The organism is Streptomyces sp. NPDC002838, assembly GCF_040295365.1.
Lineage (GTDB): Bacteria > Actinomycetota > Actinomycetes > Streptomycetales > Streptomycetaceae > Streptomyces.
The window spans coordinates 47,601-61,408 of sequence record NZ_JBEOVF010000006.1; the positions used below are offsets into that span (position 1 = coordinate 47,601).

The 13,808-nt window shown below is 70.1% G+C and carries 13 protein-coding genes and 1 pseudogene; 11 read left to right on the plus strand and 3 right to left on the minus strand.

Annotation, left to right across the window (positions count from 1 at the left end):
* Nucleotides 1-43 precede the first annotated feature (43 nt).
* From ABT063_RS10215 to ABT063_RS10265, 11 genes and pseudogenes are all read left to right on the plus strand, one after another.
* Nucleotides 44-460 carry an ATP-binding protein gene (locus tag ABT063_RS10215; protein ID WP_351056767.1) on the plus strand — a complete coding sequence of 139 codons (417 nt, stop codon included), beginning with the start codon at nt 44-46 and terminating at the stop codon, nt 458-460.
* Nucleotides 430-981: a DUF6415 family natural product biosynthesis protein gene (locus tag ABT063_RS10220; RefSeq protein WP_351056768.1), complete on the plus strand. Its 552-nt coding sequence runs from the start codon at nt 430-432 to the stop codon at nt 979-981. The genes ABT063_RS10215 and ABT063_RS10220 overlap by 31 nt, the downstream gene beginning before the upstream one ends.
* Nucleotides 975-1,439 carry a DUF6302 family protein gene (locus ABT063_RS10225; protein WP_351056769.1) on the plus strand — a complete coding sequence of 155 codons (465 nt, stop codon included), beginning with the start codon at nt 975-977 and terminating at the stop codon, nt 1,437-1,439. The genes ABT063_RS10220 and ABT063_RS10225 overlap by 7 nt, the downstream gene beginning before the upstream one ends.
* Before the next feature lie 43 nt (nt 1,440-1,482).
* The gene (locus ABT063_RS10230; protein WP_351056770.1) at nt 1,483-1,701 is read left to right on the plus strand and encodes a DUF5999 family protein; all 219 of its coding nucleotides are present in this window, start codon (nt 1,483-1,485) and stop codon (nt 1,699-1,701) included.
* Nucleotides 1,698-2,501, plus strand: a pseudogene (locus tag ABT063_RS10235) (SAM-dependent methyltransferase); the annotation flags it as partial. The gene ABT063_RS10230 and the pseudogene ABT063_RS10235, both read left to right, overlap by 4 nt.
* A 76-nt stretch (nt 2,502-2,577) precedes the next feature.
* Nucleotides 2,578-2,721: a DUF5999 family protein gene (locus ABT063_RS10240; RefSeq protein WP_502990792.1), complete on the plus strand. Its 144-nt coding sequence runs from the start codon at nt 2,578-2,580 to the stop codon at nt 2,719-2,721.
* Between the two features lie 200 nt (nt 2,722-2,921).
* Nucleotides 2,922-4,151: a methyltransferase, FxLD system gene (fxlM, locus tag ABT063_RS10245; RefSeq protein WP_351056772.1), complete on the plus strand. Its 1,230-nt coding sequence runs from the start codon at nt 2,922-2,924 to the stop codon at nt 4,149-4,151.
* Between the two features lie 87 nt (nt 4,152-4,238).
* On the plus strand, nt 4,239-4,424 hold the full coding sequence (locus tag ABT063_RS10250; protein WP_062641210.1) for an FxLD family lanthipeptide: 186 nt from the start codon (nt 4,239-4,241) through the stop codon (nt 4,422-4,424).
* Nucleotides 4,425-4,506: 82 nt separating this feature from the next.
* Nucleotides 4,507-7,539: a lantibiotic dehydratase gene (locus ABT063_RS10255; protein WP_351056773.1), complete on the plus strand. Its 3,033-nt coding sequence runs from the start codon at nt 4,507-4,509 to the stop codon at nt 7,537-7,539.
* A complete protein-coding gene (locus ABT063_RS10260; RefSeq protein WP_351056774.1) occupies nt 7,536-8,678 on the plus strand; it encodes a lanthionine synthetase C family protein in 1,143 nt (380 codons plus the stop codon). The genes ABT063_RS10255 and ABT063_RS10260 overlap by 4 nt, the downstream gene beginning before the upstream one ends.
* Before the next feature lie 11 nt (nt 8,679-8,689).
* Nucleotides 8,690-9,640, plus strand: a complete 951-nt coding sequence (locus ABT063_RS10265) for a thiopeptide-type bacteriocin biosynthesis protein (protein ID WP_351056775.1) — start codon at nt 8,690-8,692, stop codon at nt 9,638-9,640.
* 152 nt (nt 9,641-9,792) lie between these two features.
* On the opposite strand, the gene ABT063_RS10270 is transcribed toward ABT063_RS10265, so the two are convergent.
* The 3 genes from ABT063_RS10270 to ABT063_RS10280 all read right to left on the minus strand — a co-directional run bounded on the left by ABT063_RS10270 (nt 9,793) and on the right by ABT063_RS10280 (nt 13,808).
* A complete protein-coding gene (locus tag ABT063_RS10270; RefSeq protein ID WP_351056776.1) occupies nt 9,793-10,479 on the minus strand; it encodes a hypothetical protein in 687 nt (228 codons plus the stop codon).
* Between the two features lie 140 nt (nt 10,480-10,619).
* On the minus strand, nt 10,620-11,555 hold the full coding sequence (locus tag ABT063_RS10275; protein ID WP_351056777.1) for an endonuclease/exonuclease/phosphatase family protein: 936 nt from the start codon (nt 11,553-11,555) through the stop codon (nt 10,620-10,622).
* Nucleotides 11,556-11,588: 33 nt separating this feature from the next.
* Nucleotides 11,589-13,808 (minus strand): tetratricopeptide repeat protein, encoded by a 2,220-nt coding sequence (locus tag ABT063_RS10280; RefSeq protein ID WP_351056778.1) that lies wholly within the window; start codon nt 13,806-13,808, stop codon nt 11,589-11,591.

A 13,808-nucleotide genomic window follows, 5' to 3' on the forward strand; every position in this document is an offset into this window, starting at 1 on the left:
TGCCGCACGGCCACGCCGCGCCCCCCACCGCGACGGCGACCTCATGAGCGCCACGTTCGAGATCAAGCAGCGACCACCGGGCGAGCTTCCGCCGCCCGAGGACGGCGAGAAGGTCGGCGTCATGCGGCGCCGGACCCGACAGCGCCTGAGCGCCCGCGGGCTGGCCTACGTCGCCGACGAGGCGGTCCTGATCATCTCCGAGCTGGTCACCAACGCCATCGTGCACAGCGGCGGCCGGGAGATCACGGTGACGCTCTCGCTCCGCTCCGGCTTCCTGCGTATCGACGTACGCGACGGTGTCCCCAGCTGCCACGCCCGGCCCAAGGCCCCCCGTGACGCCGACGAGAACGGCCGCGGCCTGGTGCTCGTGCAGTCGCTCGCCGAAGAGGGACGAGGAACCTGGGGTGTTGAGGACGCCGGCGCCACCACATGGTGCGAGTTGAGATTGGCGGCAAGCTGATGACGAGCACCGCAGTACGAGGCGCGCACGCGAGCCCCGAAGCGATGCCGTTCCGCGTCAAGGACCCAACGGTCCCGACGAACCCCTGGTCGCCGCCGCTCGACAGACCGGGCCTCCACGACCTTCTGAATGCGGTGCGCACATGGGAGCCGGTGGACTGGGACGCAGTGTTCGACGGTCTGGACATGGTCCTGAACGAAGAGGTCAGTCACCATGCCGCGGGCGCGCGAGGTGGCCGTCCCGGGGCCGCCGGGCCCTCGTATGACGAAGCCGCCGAACTCGCCCAGCGATTCCGCGGGGCCCTGATGCAGCTCACGAACCGAGGTTTGCGCGACGATGCCACCAAGAAGTACCCGGACATCGGTGACCTGATCGAAGAGGCCCGTGCGGTGCGCTCCGACGAACTTCCTGGCGATGAGCTACAGGCCCTCGCGCTCCTACGAAAGCTGGGCCGAGTCACCCTGGATCTCGCCGAGCGGCTGGAGGAGGCCGGCATCGTCCGGGGGTTGATCGAATGCTGACCACCGCCACAGTGCCGGCGTGCTCCGTCGCCCTCCGTCCGGCCGCAGAAGCGTACGACTTCGAGTACTTCCGTGACCGCCTCGCAGAGCCCGCGATCCTCGCCAGCGCCATCGCCGTCCGCGTGTTCCGGGCGCCGCTGCTCGCCGTGCCGGTCGGTGGCTCGCGCCGCGGCGGGTACATGTCCTTCGACCTGCTGTCGCTGGCCATGGCGACCCGCGGTCTGCTCGATACCCGGCCCGGCTTCCCGAACCTCCGCGTCCGCTGGTCGCCGTACCGCGACACCTGCCACACGGTCGAGTGGGGCGATCCCGCTCCCGATTGGTGGGAGGACGACGCGGTCTTCGGTCGCTTCTACGGCTACAGCGAGGCCGCCATCGCCGCGTTCGTGCGGCCACACCCACAGACCCCCTCTTCGGCTACCTCCGAACCGTTCCCCCACGGCCTCGTAGCCCGCTGAAGAGGGCCCAACTTCCCGCCCGCGCCCCGAGAGGACGAGCACCATGTGCGCGCACACCCCGCCGTGTCCCACGGCAGAGGCTCCCGACAGGGAGGCCGCGCGGCCCATCGCGCCCCGCCCGGAACAGGGGTGGTGTGTTAGCTGCACCTTCTTGCTGTGCAACGGCGTACTTCAGTCCGAGGACATGGGCGAGGTCCATCCCGACCTGACCGTGGCTCCTCGCCGTCGCATCTACGGCACCCGGAAGGAGGCCGCTGCGTGACCGCCGTATGCCTCCTCGACCACCAAGACGGCCTGGGTCTCGACTTCTTCGACAACGCGAACTCGGCGCGCATGTACGAGTTCCTGCTCGGCGGCGTCGATAACTACGCTGCCGACCGCACGGCCGCCTTCGCCGTCTATGAGACCGCCGAGTGGATGCCGACGGCCGCCCTGATCAACCGCGACTACAGCCTCATGTCGGTCGGGTTCTCCCTCGACCTGGGGGTTCGCCAGTTCCTCGACTTGGGCTGCGGTTACCCCGGCTGGGACAACGTGCACGAGATCACTGAGAAGACACAGGTTGGATGCCCGGTTGTCTACGTGGACCGAGATGCTGCGGTGTACGCGCACGCGAAATGCCGGCTGGACGAAGGCCCTGGCACAACCGTCATCCACGCCGACCTGCTCGCCATGGACCAACTCCTGACCTGCGAAGCCGTGCGCGCCGCGTACGACCTGAGCGCACCTGTCGCGGTGCTCCTGCACGACGTGCTTCCGTGGTGTGCAGACGACCCGGCCATGCACCAGGCCATGGCCATCCTCCGCGAGTGGATGCCAGTCGGCAGCACCCTCTCCATCACACACCTCACCGATCACTGGCACCCCGCCACGATGCCCGACGTCGTGGCCACCTACGCAGAGCACGGGTTGCAGGTTCGCCCCCGCTCCCCCGAAGAGATCTCGGACCTGTTCGACGGCTTCACCCAGCAAGGGCCGGGGCTGGCGGCCACCGGCCGGTGGCACGAGCAGGGGCAGTACGTCCTCCACCCGGAGGAGCACTCCGCGGCCTTCTCCGGGATCGCGGTCAAACCCGCCTCTTCCACGAACCGCCAGTGTCCGACCTCGGCATCCCACGATCCCGCACCGAGGAGGCCCAGTGATCCACAACGAACCTCGATCGAGCGAAGTGCAGAGAAGGAGCCTGCTGTGCAACGGCGTCCTCATTTTCGAGGACACCGGTGAGCTGCTGCCGGACGGACGGATCGTCGCACCCCGCCGGCCTCTCGCGGTGGCGACCTGATGCCCAGCGCGTAGACAGCCGTCCGGCGACCCGGATGTAACGGGCCGGGTCGTCGGGCGGTTACCACCCCGGCGCGGGGCCGTCGCCTCGTCCCTGATGTGCGAGCCCTCGCGGCCCCGCGCCGGTACCCGTAAGTCCGCTCAACCAGGCTCGGCGCGAACTCGCCGAGGAGGAGAAGCCGCGTGGATAACGTCCCCGACATGACGACGAACACCGAAGCAGAGGCAGTAACGGAACAGCAGTTGCGCGACAAGATGGTGCGGCAGCTCATCGAGGTCGGAGCCGCCCGAGACCCCCGTGTCGTGGCCGCTTTCCGTGCCGTTCCCCGGCACCTGGCCACCCCGGAGGTGGACCCCGTCAAGACGTACGAGGTTGAGACAGCCACCATCACCAAGACCGACGAGAGCGGCGTGGACATCAGCTCCGTGTCGGCGCCGCGGATTCAGGCCATGCAGATCGAGCAGGCCGGCATCCAGCCCGGGATGACGGTGTTGGAGATCGGCTCCGGCGGTCCGAACGCCGCGTACCTCGCCGAGATGGTCGGCCCCGAGGGGCGAGTCGTCACCGAGGACATCGACGCCGACGTCACCGCACGCGCCGAACGGTTCGTGGAGGCCACCGGCTACCGGAACATCACCGTAGTCACGGGCGACGCCGAGCATGGCGTACCGGAGCACGCGCCGTACGACCGCCTCGTCGTCACCGTGCAGGCTGCCGACATCCCGCCGGCCTGGATCGAACAGCTCAAGGACGGCGGCCGGCTCGTCGTGCCGCTGCGGATGCGCGGCATGACCCGCACCGTGGCGTTCGTCCGCGACGGCGACCGACTGGTCAGCGATGGGTTCGAGCAGTGCGGCTTCGTACCGATGCGCGGTGACGGCGAGAACCGGATGAGCCTGGCCGTCCTCCACGACGAGGAAGGCGCCGAGGTCGCCCTCCGGCTGGACTCTGACCACCCCGATCCGGACACCGAGGCGCTTCGGGCCGCGCTGCGTTCCCCGCGGGCGGAGGTGTGGTCCGGGGTGACGGTCGGCGGTGAGGAGTCGAAGGAGCACCTGGACCTGTGGCTCACGACCGTCTTGGACAACCTTCCCATCATGGCGGCCAAGGCCGCGGCCCGGCAGCGCGGCGTCGTCGCCGTGGCCTCCCCGATCGGGCTCCCGGCGCTCGTGGATGGCGACAGCTTCGCGTACCGCTCGACGCGCGCCACCGGCCAGGAGGACCGCTACGAGCTGGGGGCCATCGGCCACGGTCCCAACGGCCGGAAGGTCGCCGAGCGCCTGGTCGAGGAGATCCGGGCGTGGAACGACGGGCACCGCGGCGAGCGCGCGCACATCGAGGTCTACCCGGCGGGCACGCCCGACGACCGACTTCCCGCGGGCCGGGTCATCGACCGGCCGCACACGCGGGTCACCATCTCCTGGCCGTGACGCCACCGGCGTCGCTACCAGGTGGCACCACCAGCACGACCAGCACGATCCGCACAGTCAACTGACCCCTCAACGAGGAGACACGCGATGGCACCGCAGATCAGCACCAAGCCGCAGACCGGAACGCCGTTCACGGCCGACACCGGGTCGGACTTCGACCTGAACATCGAGACCGTCTCGGCGCTGCCCGTGGTCGGGGCCCTCCTGAACGACACCGGCGACGGCTGCACCTCCACCTGCCAGTCCGCCTGCTCGAACAGCACCTGCGGCTGACCAGCACCACCCCTCCGGGGCGGGCCGGCCGGGAGACCGGTCTGCCCGCCCCGGGTACCGCACCCGCGAAGGAGGAACAGCCATGTATGAAGCAGTTGACGCGGGCATGATCAGGGCATCGGTGTTTCCGCTGGTGGCCTCGCTGCCCTCCTGCCCCGCTCCCGCCGCCGATCCTGCCGTGGACGCGGAGAGCTGCCGCCGGTGGATCAAGCAGGTCTGGAGCGACAACGACCGTGCGAGCGCCATCGAACTCGCCGCGCCGGTCCTGGCCGCCAGCATCCGCAAAGCCATCAACGGCGAGGCCCGCCGCTCCCGAATCCGGCGAATCGCACTCTCCCTGACCCGCTACCTCCTGCGGATGCAGTTCCGCGCGACGCCCTTCGGAACGTTCGCCGGGCCTGCACCAGTACGCATTGGCCCGAGCAGTGTCGTCCGCTGGGGGACGCAGCACACAGCGTTCGCCAGGGCCGATGCCACCTGGCTGCACGACATCATCACCACCCTGGAGCAGGACCCGGACGTTCTCCATCACCTGCACGTCGTCGCCGACCGTACACACACCGTGCGCGGCGCGCAGATCTCCGTCCCCCACCAGCCCGGCGACAAGGGGCCCACCGAAACGACCCTCCGCCGCACCAGGGCATCAGAGTTGGCACTGTCCCTGGCACAGTCACCCACGACCGTCAGCGAAATGGTGGCCAAGTTCCAGGCCAACTACCCCGACACCCCGGTCCAGAAGATCGAGGACATGGTGCGCAACCTGGTCGCCCACCGCGTCCTGCTCACCAGCCTCCATGCCCCGATGACCTGTGACGACGCTCTTGGCCACCTCGTCGATCAGCTCGACCGGACATTGCGCGCCGGAGCCCCCGGCTCAGCGACGCAGGCGAAGGTGGAGAACCTGCGCCGCGTTCACCAGCTCCTCCACCGGCACGACCGCGCCCACCCGGACGAACAGCGTGACCTCCGGGAGCAGGCCACTGCCACCATGAACCGTCTCACCGGAGTCACTGACCGCAGTCTCGCGGTGAACCTGCGTCCGGACTGCGACATCGTCCTCCCGCGAGAGGTCGCCGAAGAGGCGAGCCTGGCGCTGGACGTGATCGCACGCATCACCCCGTACCCGAATGGTTCCCCGGCCTGGCGCGACTACCTCACCCGGTTCCTGGAGCGCTACAGCATGGGCACCGTCGTGCCGGTGCGAGAACTCACCGACCCGGACACCGGCCTCGGCTTCCCCGTCGGCTACCGGGGCACCGTGCTTCCCCGCCCCCTCCTGGCAACGACACCTCGCGACGAACACCTCCTCGCGCTCACGCAAGAGGCCGCCCTGACCGACCGGCACGAGATCGTGCTCACCGAGGACGACATCGAGGCCCTGTCCACCGGCACGCCCACCCAAGTCCCCGCGCACATCGAGTTCACCTTCACCGTGCTCGCGCAGTCTCAACGCGCCCTGAACGAAGGCCGTTTCACCCTCTCTACGGTCGGCCTGTCGCTCGCGGCCGGCATCACGACAGGGCGTTTCCTCCCCACCCTCGAAGCCGCGGATCTCAACCGGATCACCGCCGTCCACGCCGCTCTGCCCACCCTGACCGAAGGTGCGGTCCGCGGGCAGGTATCGGGGCCGCCGCTAAAAGTGCCGATCAACAACGTCAGCCGCTCCCTCGCCCTCTCCACCGAGCTGTTGTCCGTCGGCGAACACAACCCCAACGCCACCTTGGACCTGGACGACCTCGGTGTCCTCGCCGACGCCGGCCGCTTCTACCTCGTGACGCTGTCCACCGGCCGGATCATCGAGCCGACAGTGATGAACGCCGTCGAACTGTCGAACAGCACCCACCCCCTGATCCGCTTCGTCTGCGAACTCCACCGCTCCCACACCGCCGTCCTGCTGCCCTTCTTCTGGGGCGCCGCCACCCGGCTGCCATTCCTGCCCGAAGTCCGCGTAGGGCGCACCGTTCTTTCCGCGGCCCTGTGGCGGCTGCGGCGGCGCGACCTCGGAGACGGAGACGACTGGCCAGAGCGGTTCAGTGACTGGCGCAGCAAGTACGGCCTGCCGCGCACCGTGTTCCTCGGCGCCAGCGATCAGCGCCTCCGCCTCGACCTCAATGAGCCGGTCCACCAAGAACTCCTCCGTGCAGAGCTGCGGCGGCACACCGTGGCCGTCCTGCACGAGGCCCCCGAGGAAAGCGCCTACGGCTGGATAGACCGCGCTCACGAGGTCGCCATGACGTTCGCCTCGGACCAGAAGCCCACCCCCGCGCCCATGGTCCGGGCATCCGCCAGCCGCGATACCGCCCGACTGCCGGGCGCCTCGGACTGGGTGCTCTTGAAGCTGTACGGCAGCACCGCGCGCTTCCCCGAGGTGCTGACCGCTCACCTCCCCCGCCTCCTGCACGACGAATGGGTCACCCCGCCGCCCGCCTGGTTCATCCGCTACGCCGACCCCGCCCCCCACCTCCGTCTTCGGCTGCGTCTTCCTGGGCCGGACGCGTTCGGCGCAGCGGCACAGACCGTCGCCCGGTGGGCCAACGAACTGCGCCGCGAGGGCCTGATCCAGCGGGTGCAGTGGGACACCGATCACCCTGAGACCGGCCGCTACGGCACCGGCCCCGCGCTGGAGGCGGCGGAGGACTACTTCGTGGCCGATTCCAAGGCCGCCGTCACGCAACTGGCCCTGGCTGTACCGGCCGAACTCCGGCCGGCTCTCACCGCCGCATCCTTCGTGGACATCGCCACAGGGCTCCTCGGCTCCCGCAAGGATGCCTGCACCTGGCTGGTCCAACACCTGCTGCGCGGCGACGGCGAAAGCGTCCCCCGCAACGTGCAGGCCCTCGCTCTGCGACTGTCGGAACCGGCCGCGCCGGGCATCCTCACCGACCTCGACGGCGGGGACGCTGTGGCCGACGCCTGGGAGGAGCGCAGGCGCGCACTCGCCCGCTACCGGCTGGCACTCGCCGACGACGCCCCCGAGACCGTGCTGCCCTCCCTGCTGCACATGCACCACAACCGCGTCGCGGGCATCGACCGCACCGCAGAAGCCGCCTGTCGCCGGATAGCCAGAGCCGCAGCCCTGTCCTGGACACTCATCCCCGAAGGAGACGAGGCGTGACCACCGCCCTGCTGACCACCGACACCTCCACGCGCCAATCCCTCGCGCACGGTCCCCTCGGCGCCGCTCTGCTGCACGTCGAGCGGGCCCGCCGCGGCACCGGAGACTGGAGCGAGGTGCACCGCTCCCTCGCCGGGATCGGGCCGCTGATCGACGGACGGGACGCCAACCTCTTCCTCGGCGCCCCCGCGATGGCCCTCGTCCTGCACCTGGCCGCCGACGGTACCGATCGCTACGCAGGCGCGCTGCACACGCTCGACGGCGTCGTGGCCGCACACGCCCGGCAGCGCCTGACCACTGCGCACGCCCGGATCGATGCCGGCCGCCACGCCACCTTCGCCGAGTACGACCTGTTCCGCGGCCTCACCGGCATCGGCGCGCTGCTGCTGCGCCGTCAGCCCCGCGGGGCCGAACTGAAGGGCGTCCTTGAGTACCTGGTGCGCCTGACCGAGCCGGTCACCGGCGAGCCGGGCGAGACACTGCCCGGCTGGTGGGTCGGCCACGCCCCGGCCGGCGACAAGACGGCTACCCCCGGAGGACACGCGAACGCCGGGCTGGCACACGGCATCACCGGCCCGCTCGCCCTCCTCTCCCTGGCCCTGCGCGCGGGCGTCACCGTGGACGGGCACGAAGCCGCCATCCACCGCATCTGCCGGTGGCTCGATCAGATACGGCAGAGCGACTACCGCGGAACGCGCTGGCCGCGCTGGATCAGCCACCGCGGATCCGCGCCAGCACAACCGGCCACCCCCTCGTGGTGCTACGGCACCCCCGGCCTTGCCCGTGCACAGCAGCTCGCCGGCATCGTCCTCGAAGACGGCGACCGCAAGCGGATGGCCGAGCGCGCTCTTCTGCACTGCCTGAGCGACCCAGCCCAGCTCGACATGGTTGCCGACCGCGGCCTGTGCCACGGGTTCGGCGGTCTCCTCCGCACCACCCAGCGCGTCGCCCAGGACGCCGAATCCCCAGCCACCTTCGGCGACCGGATCAGCCTCATCACGAGCAGGGTCCTGACGGTGGACGCCCCCGAGGAGACAGGGTTCATCACCGGGAAAGCCGGCGCATCCCTCGCCTTCCAGGACGCCGACTCGGGCACCACGCCCCAAGGGCAGTGGGACTCCTGCCTCCTGCTGACGTGAGAGGAGCCACCTTGCACGACACGGACCGTATCGAGGGCGCCGTCCTGGCCGTCCTCGGCGGCGCGCCCGTCGAAGAAGCCGCCCGCGCGGCAGGCACCGAGCCTGCCGCCCTGTCCGAGGCGATCGAAAGGTACCAGGCCGCCGGCCGGGCTGCGCTCGACGCCGAACCATCCGGCTGGCACCAGGCCAACATCCGCTTCGCCGACTACCCGACCGCCGCCCGAGCCTTCCGCACGTACCTCGCGCCCGCCCTCCGCGGCGGCCCCGTCGGCACCTGGTGGTTCGTCCGGAAGCACCCGCACTGGCGGCTGCGCTACTACCCCGCCCCGGGCGCCTCCCCCGAGGACGCCGTCCGCCACATCAGCGAAGCGCTCGACAGTTCCGTCTCCTGGGGCGTGACCACCAACTGGACCTCCATGCCGTACGAACCGGAGACCGTCGCTTTCGGCGGCCCGGCTGGGATGGCACTCGCGCACACGCTGTTTCACACCGACAGCGCCGGCGTGATCAACTACCTCCATGCTGCGGCCAACGGCCGACTGAAGGCGCTGGACTCCAAGGCGACGTCTCTCCTGGTCATGACGCTGATGATGCGCGCCGCCGGCCTGGAGTTCGGCGAGCAGGGTGACGTATGGGGACGAGTCGAACAGCGTCGGCCGTTGGCCGAAGATGTGCCTCCGGAACAGGTGAGCACCATGGTCGAACCCCTGCGTCGCCTCCTCCTTTCCGACGCTCGCCCCCTTCTTAACGGTGGGGACCTTGCTCCCATGCGCTCGTGGGTCGAGGGACTGGAGCGGGGCGGGCGGGCTCTGGCGGACGCGGCGGGGAGCGGCACGCTCAGCCTTGGCAAGCGGGGCATCCTCGCTCGGCACGTCATCTTCCACTGGAACCGAATGGGCTTCGCACTCCGACAGCAATCCATCTGGTCCCGAGCAGCCCGGGAAGCCGTACTCAGCAACTGAGACCGTGCGCGCCCTCCTCGCAAGCGGTTCTCGAGGGGTGCAGGCCGTCGACTTTGGTATCGGCGACGAGCGCTCGCTCTGTTCAGCCCTCTGTGTGGACTGGGGAGGGGATGCCAGCGCGACGCCACCTTCATCGGTGCCCCAGCCAGGGCCTACAGGCGCAAGACAGTGCCTTTGCGGTCCGATGGGCCGCCGCCCTGTGCTCCCTGCGTGCTACCGGTGCCGGCCTCGGCCGTTCCTGCGCCGCCGGGGGGCTCGGAGAGGAGCCGGGCGAGCGCCTTGTTGAGCTTGCCCTGGATTTCCTCGGTGAGGTCCTTTCCTTCTGCGGTGACCACGCGGATCGAGTTGGTCGGGGCGATCTCGGCGCACTTCCTGCCGTGGCGGCGCTGGGTTTCGAAGGTCATGTGCATGGACGCTTTCGGTCCCCCGATGGCGAGCACGTATCGCCCCTTGCTGTCACGCCCGACGGAGACGGAGGCGCCTTCCCGGCCGCGCAGCCGCTTTTCGCACTGCCCGAGGAGGCGGAGGATCTCCGTAGGGAGTGTGGTCTGTTCGTCGAGTGGCGTCAGATCGGGGAGTACGGCCGGACCGGCGGCATCGGAGGGCAGACGCTCCAGGAGGGCGGAGTACTCCGCCCAGGACTTTGGGGTGGTGCGTCGCTCGTCGTCCTGGAACAGCTGGTACTCGGACCGCTTCCATCCGCTGCTGCTGCGTCTGAAGACGGCTTCGATCCGCAGGCGGCCGTTCACGTGGGTGAGGCGTATGGCGGCCTTGTCGACCTGCGCGATCTCTGGTCTGATCCCGGTCTCACGGGCCATGGTGTCGGCCTCGCGCTGCACAGGTATCGGTATGAACAGTCCCTGTTCTGAGGGGACTTGAGGTGTTGCGGGCACTGCTGAGCGGCTCCTTCTCTTCGGGGTCCGTCGAGTGTCTGGTGGCTCACGTACGGCTCTCGCCGTCCGGGCTCCGGCAGCTCGATTCAGTCCGTTGCGTGTATGGGTTCTCGATGGAGGCGGATACGGAGGCGGTACGGCAGGTGGTCGGACAAGCCCGTCAGGTCGAGATCCGAGTCGGGGGAGTCCGGGGCGGGGATGTCCAGGGCGAAGCTCTGGGGCGCGCCGAGGGTGCGGTAGTCGGGCACCTCGATGCGCTGGCCGGTGACGAGGGCCTGGTCGAGATGGAGCGGGACCTGTTCGTTCTCGTACCAGTACCCGACCGTCGGCCTGCGCCGGAGCGGGATCTCGTCTTGCGGGTCCCGCCAGCCGGACTCGATCAGCAGATTCGGGGCATCGAGGTCCCATCCGCCGAACGACCCGTCGGGCCGCATCTTCCGGTAGCGGTGCCAGAGGTTTCGCGGTATCGCTGACCAGTCCTCCGGTTCAGGGTCGTAGCGGTCGGGCCCGTTCGCGTCCATGAGCAGCACGCCGTCCTCCGGCCAGTCGTTGAACTGCTGCCCGTAGTCGGCCAGGTGGTGGGCCTCGCTCAGCCGGGCCGCGCCGCTGGAGTAGGCGAGATGCGCTCCGAGCAGGAGCAGGCGCATGCCGTCTACCTCGAACTCGGCGCGTGTGACGCCGTGGTGGAAGGCCCCGCGGGCGAGCTCGCTGGACGTCACCAGCCGGGCCTTCTCCGCCCCGTAGTACAGGACGGAGTGGTTGCGCCCCTCCCCGACACGGGAGGTCACGTACGGGAGCGCGGTCAGCCCCGTTGCGTCGGCGAGGTCCTTGAAACGACGGCCATCACCCAGATGCCAGTCGGTGCCCTCCATGATCCACAGGAAATCGAGATCGGGGAGAGACGCGAGATAGTCGATCTGCTGCTCGAAGCGGTAGTCGTGGTATCCACGGTCGTCGCGGTCGATTCCCCCGTTCAGTACGTTCCACCCGAGCAGTTCGAGTTCGGTCGCGCCGGTCGCCATGGTGAGATTCCCTCCGAGGAGTGGCCGGTTGGGCTACGAGGACAGGGCGCGCAGCCGCTCCTGGACGCGGTCCGCGTCGGGCGGGCTGATGGGGGTGTAGATGCGCAGGGCTTCCTGGTAGAGGGCTGCGGCGTCATCGTGGTGGCCGCCGGCCTGGAGGGTCAGCCCGAGGAGTTCGCGGCTACGTGCCCGCCAGCGGTGCGATCCGGCGCGGTCGAACTCGGCGACGGCCTTGCGCCCGAGCCGCCTTCCCTTCACCGGGTCGCCGTTGAGGGCGTGAGCACGGCCGAGCCAGGCCAGTGCTCGGGCCGCGTCGATGGAGTCCTTGAGCGCGAGCAGGGTGGCGCGAGCGGAGGCGAAGAGGGCAACGGCTTCGGACGGCGGCCGGTCGAGGAGAAGACGGACCTGGCCCAGGCACACGTCGGTGATGGCGACCGCGCGCTCGAAGGTCTCCTGGTCCCGGGTGTTCCCGTTCTCTGCGGCGCCGCGGGCGAGCGCGGCACGCTGCTGGTATGCCAGAACCAGCAGAGGCTCGGCCTCCTCCGGACGGCCCGCCGCGAGGTGGGTGGCCCCGAGTTCGTGGAGGGCCTGGGCTTCTCCCCGCGCGTCGTGGGCGGCACGGGCGAGGCTCAACACCTGGTCGAACGCTTCGATCGCGTCGCCGTGTCGGCCGGTGCTGCGCAGTCCGACCGCCCAGGTACCGAGGATCTCCAGTTCGGCACTGGGGTCCTGACAGATGCGGGCCGCGCGGAGGGCGAGTGCGTGGGTCCGGTCCCACAAGTCGTAGTCGTGGTGGGCGCGCAGGAGCGGCCACAGGGCGTGCGTGAGCTGCCACACCGACGAGTCGAGCCCGGCGGACGCCGCGGCGGTGATCGCAGCGTCGAGACTGGCCTGGACAGCCTCCAGCCAGGCCAGGGCGGCGGCGTCCGTGTCGAAGGTGATCGGTTCCGCGGGCTGGTAGAGGTAGTCCCGGGCGAGCGGGCGGTGGGTGGGGGTGAGACGGCGTTCGGCCCGGGTCGCTGTGTCGAGGTAGTAGTCGAGGGCACGGCGGAGCACGTCGTCCGTGTCCGTCGGCTCCTCCTGGGCGAACTTCTGGGCGGCGTGCTCGCGGGCACTGTCGTGGAACTGGAAGACGGGGCCCCGCACCGAGTCGTCCCCGGCCTGCACGGGTTCGATCATGCCTGCCGAGTGCAGAGTGCTGAGTGCGTCGCGTGCCGTTTGCCAGGTCAGCCCGGAGATGGCTGCGGCGAGCGCGGTATCGAAGTCCCGGACGGTCAGGCTGCCGAGGCGCCGGTACACGGCGGCGGCCTGGAACGGCAGGTGGTCGTACTGGTCGTTGAGGGCTGCGGGCACAGCCGCCTCCTGGCGGGTGAGGGCCGGATGGGTCAGGCGCACCGCGCTGTGGGTGCTCATCAGGTCGGCGGTCACGTCCGCCATGGACTGGTCTGCGCGGGAGGTGAGGGCGCCGACGACCACGGCCAACGCCATCGGCCGTCCGGCGGACAGCCGTACGATCCGGACCGCGGCCGGGTGGTCCCCGGCGACCCGGTCACGGCCGAGACAGCGCACCAGGTACTCCTGCGCCGCGTCGTCGTCGAGCGGCCCGACCTTGTGGAACCGCGCACCGTGGTTGGCGAGACCGCCCAGCACGGCGCGGCTCGTGGTCACGACGACGTGGCCGGGGCCACCCGGCAACACAGCCCGTACCTGGTCGGCGTCGACGGCGTTGTCCAGCAGGACGCAGACCGGACGGGCGGGGTCGGCGGTCGCCGTCCGCCACCAGGCTCCGAGCTCGTCGGCCGTGGTGGCGCGGACGCCGGGACGTACGGACCGCAGGAGCCGGGTGAGGATCTCTGGGGTGGAGGCGCGGCTCCCGGGTCCGTAGCCGCGCAGATCGGCGTACAGCGCCCCGCCGGGGAACCGCTCGCTCTGCGCGTGGAGGAACTTCGTGGCCAGGGCCGTCTTGCCGATGCCGCTGGGGCCGCTGATCGCGATGACGCGCACGGAGTCCGGGGACATGCGGTCGACCGCGCCCGCCAGCTGGACCAGGTCGTAGGTCCGGTCCGTCCACACAGCGGGTACCGGCAGGAGCTGACGGGGGGTGGGCGGAGTGGCCATCGCCTCATACACGCTCACGTGGACATCGCTGATGGTGCCGGCCTGTACGACGGGCCCGTACACCGTGCTGTCGGCCAGCTGGTTGGAGGCTGCGCGGCCGGGCCGGGGACCGTCGGCGGGATGGGATGGGATCAC

Excerpts from the sequence above, each read along its gene's own strand:
- ABT063_RS10215 (WP_351056767.1), top strand. The coding sequence starts at position 44 with ATGAGCGCCACGTTCGAGATCAAGCAGCGACCACCGGGCGAGCTTCCG.
- ABT063_RS10220 (WP_351056768.1), top strand. The coding sequence starts at position 430 with ATGGTGCGAGTTGAGATTGGCGGCAAGCTGATGACGAGCACCGCAGTA.
- ABT063_RS10225 (WP_351056769.1), top strand. The coding sequence starts at position 975 with ATGCTGACCACCGCCACAGTGCCGGCGTGCTCCGTCGCCCTCCGTCCG.
- ABT063_RS10230 (WP_351056770.1), top strand. The coding sequence starts at position 1,483 with ATGTGCGCGCACACCCCGCCGTGTCCCACGGCAGAGGCTCCCGACAGG.
- fxlM (WP_351056772.1), top strand. The coding sequence starts at position 2,922 with ATGACGACGAACACCGAAGCAGAGGCAGTAACGGAACAGCAGTTGCGC.
- ABT063_RS10250 (WP_062641210.1), top strand. The coding sequence starts at position 4,239 with ATGGCACCGCAGATCAGCACCAAGCCGCAGACCGGAACGCCGTTCACG.
- ABT063_RS10255 (WP_351056773.1), top strand. The coding sequence starts at position 4,507 with ATGTATGAAGCAGTTGACGCGGGCATGATCAGGGCATCGGTGTTTCCG.
- ABT063_RS10275 (WP_351056777.1), bottom strand. The coding sequence starts at position 11,555 with ATGGCGACCGGCGCGACCGAACTCGAACTGCTCGGGTGGAACGTACTG.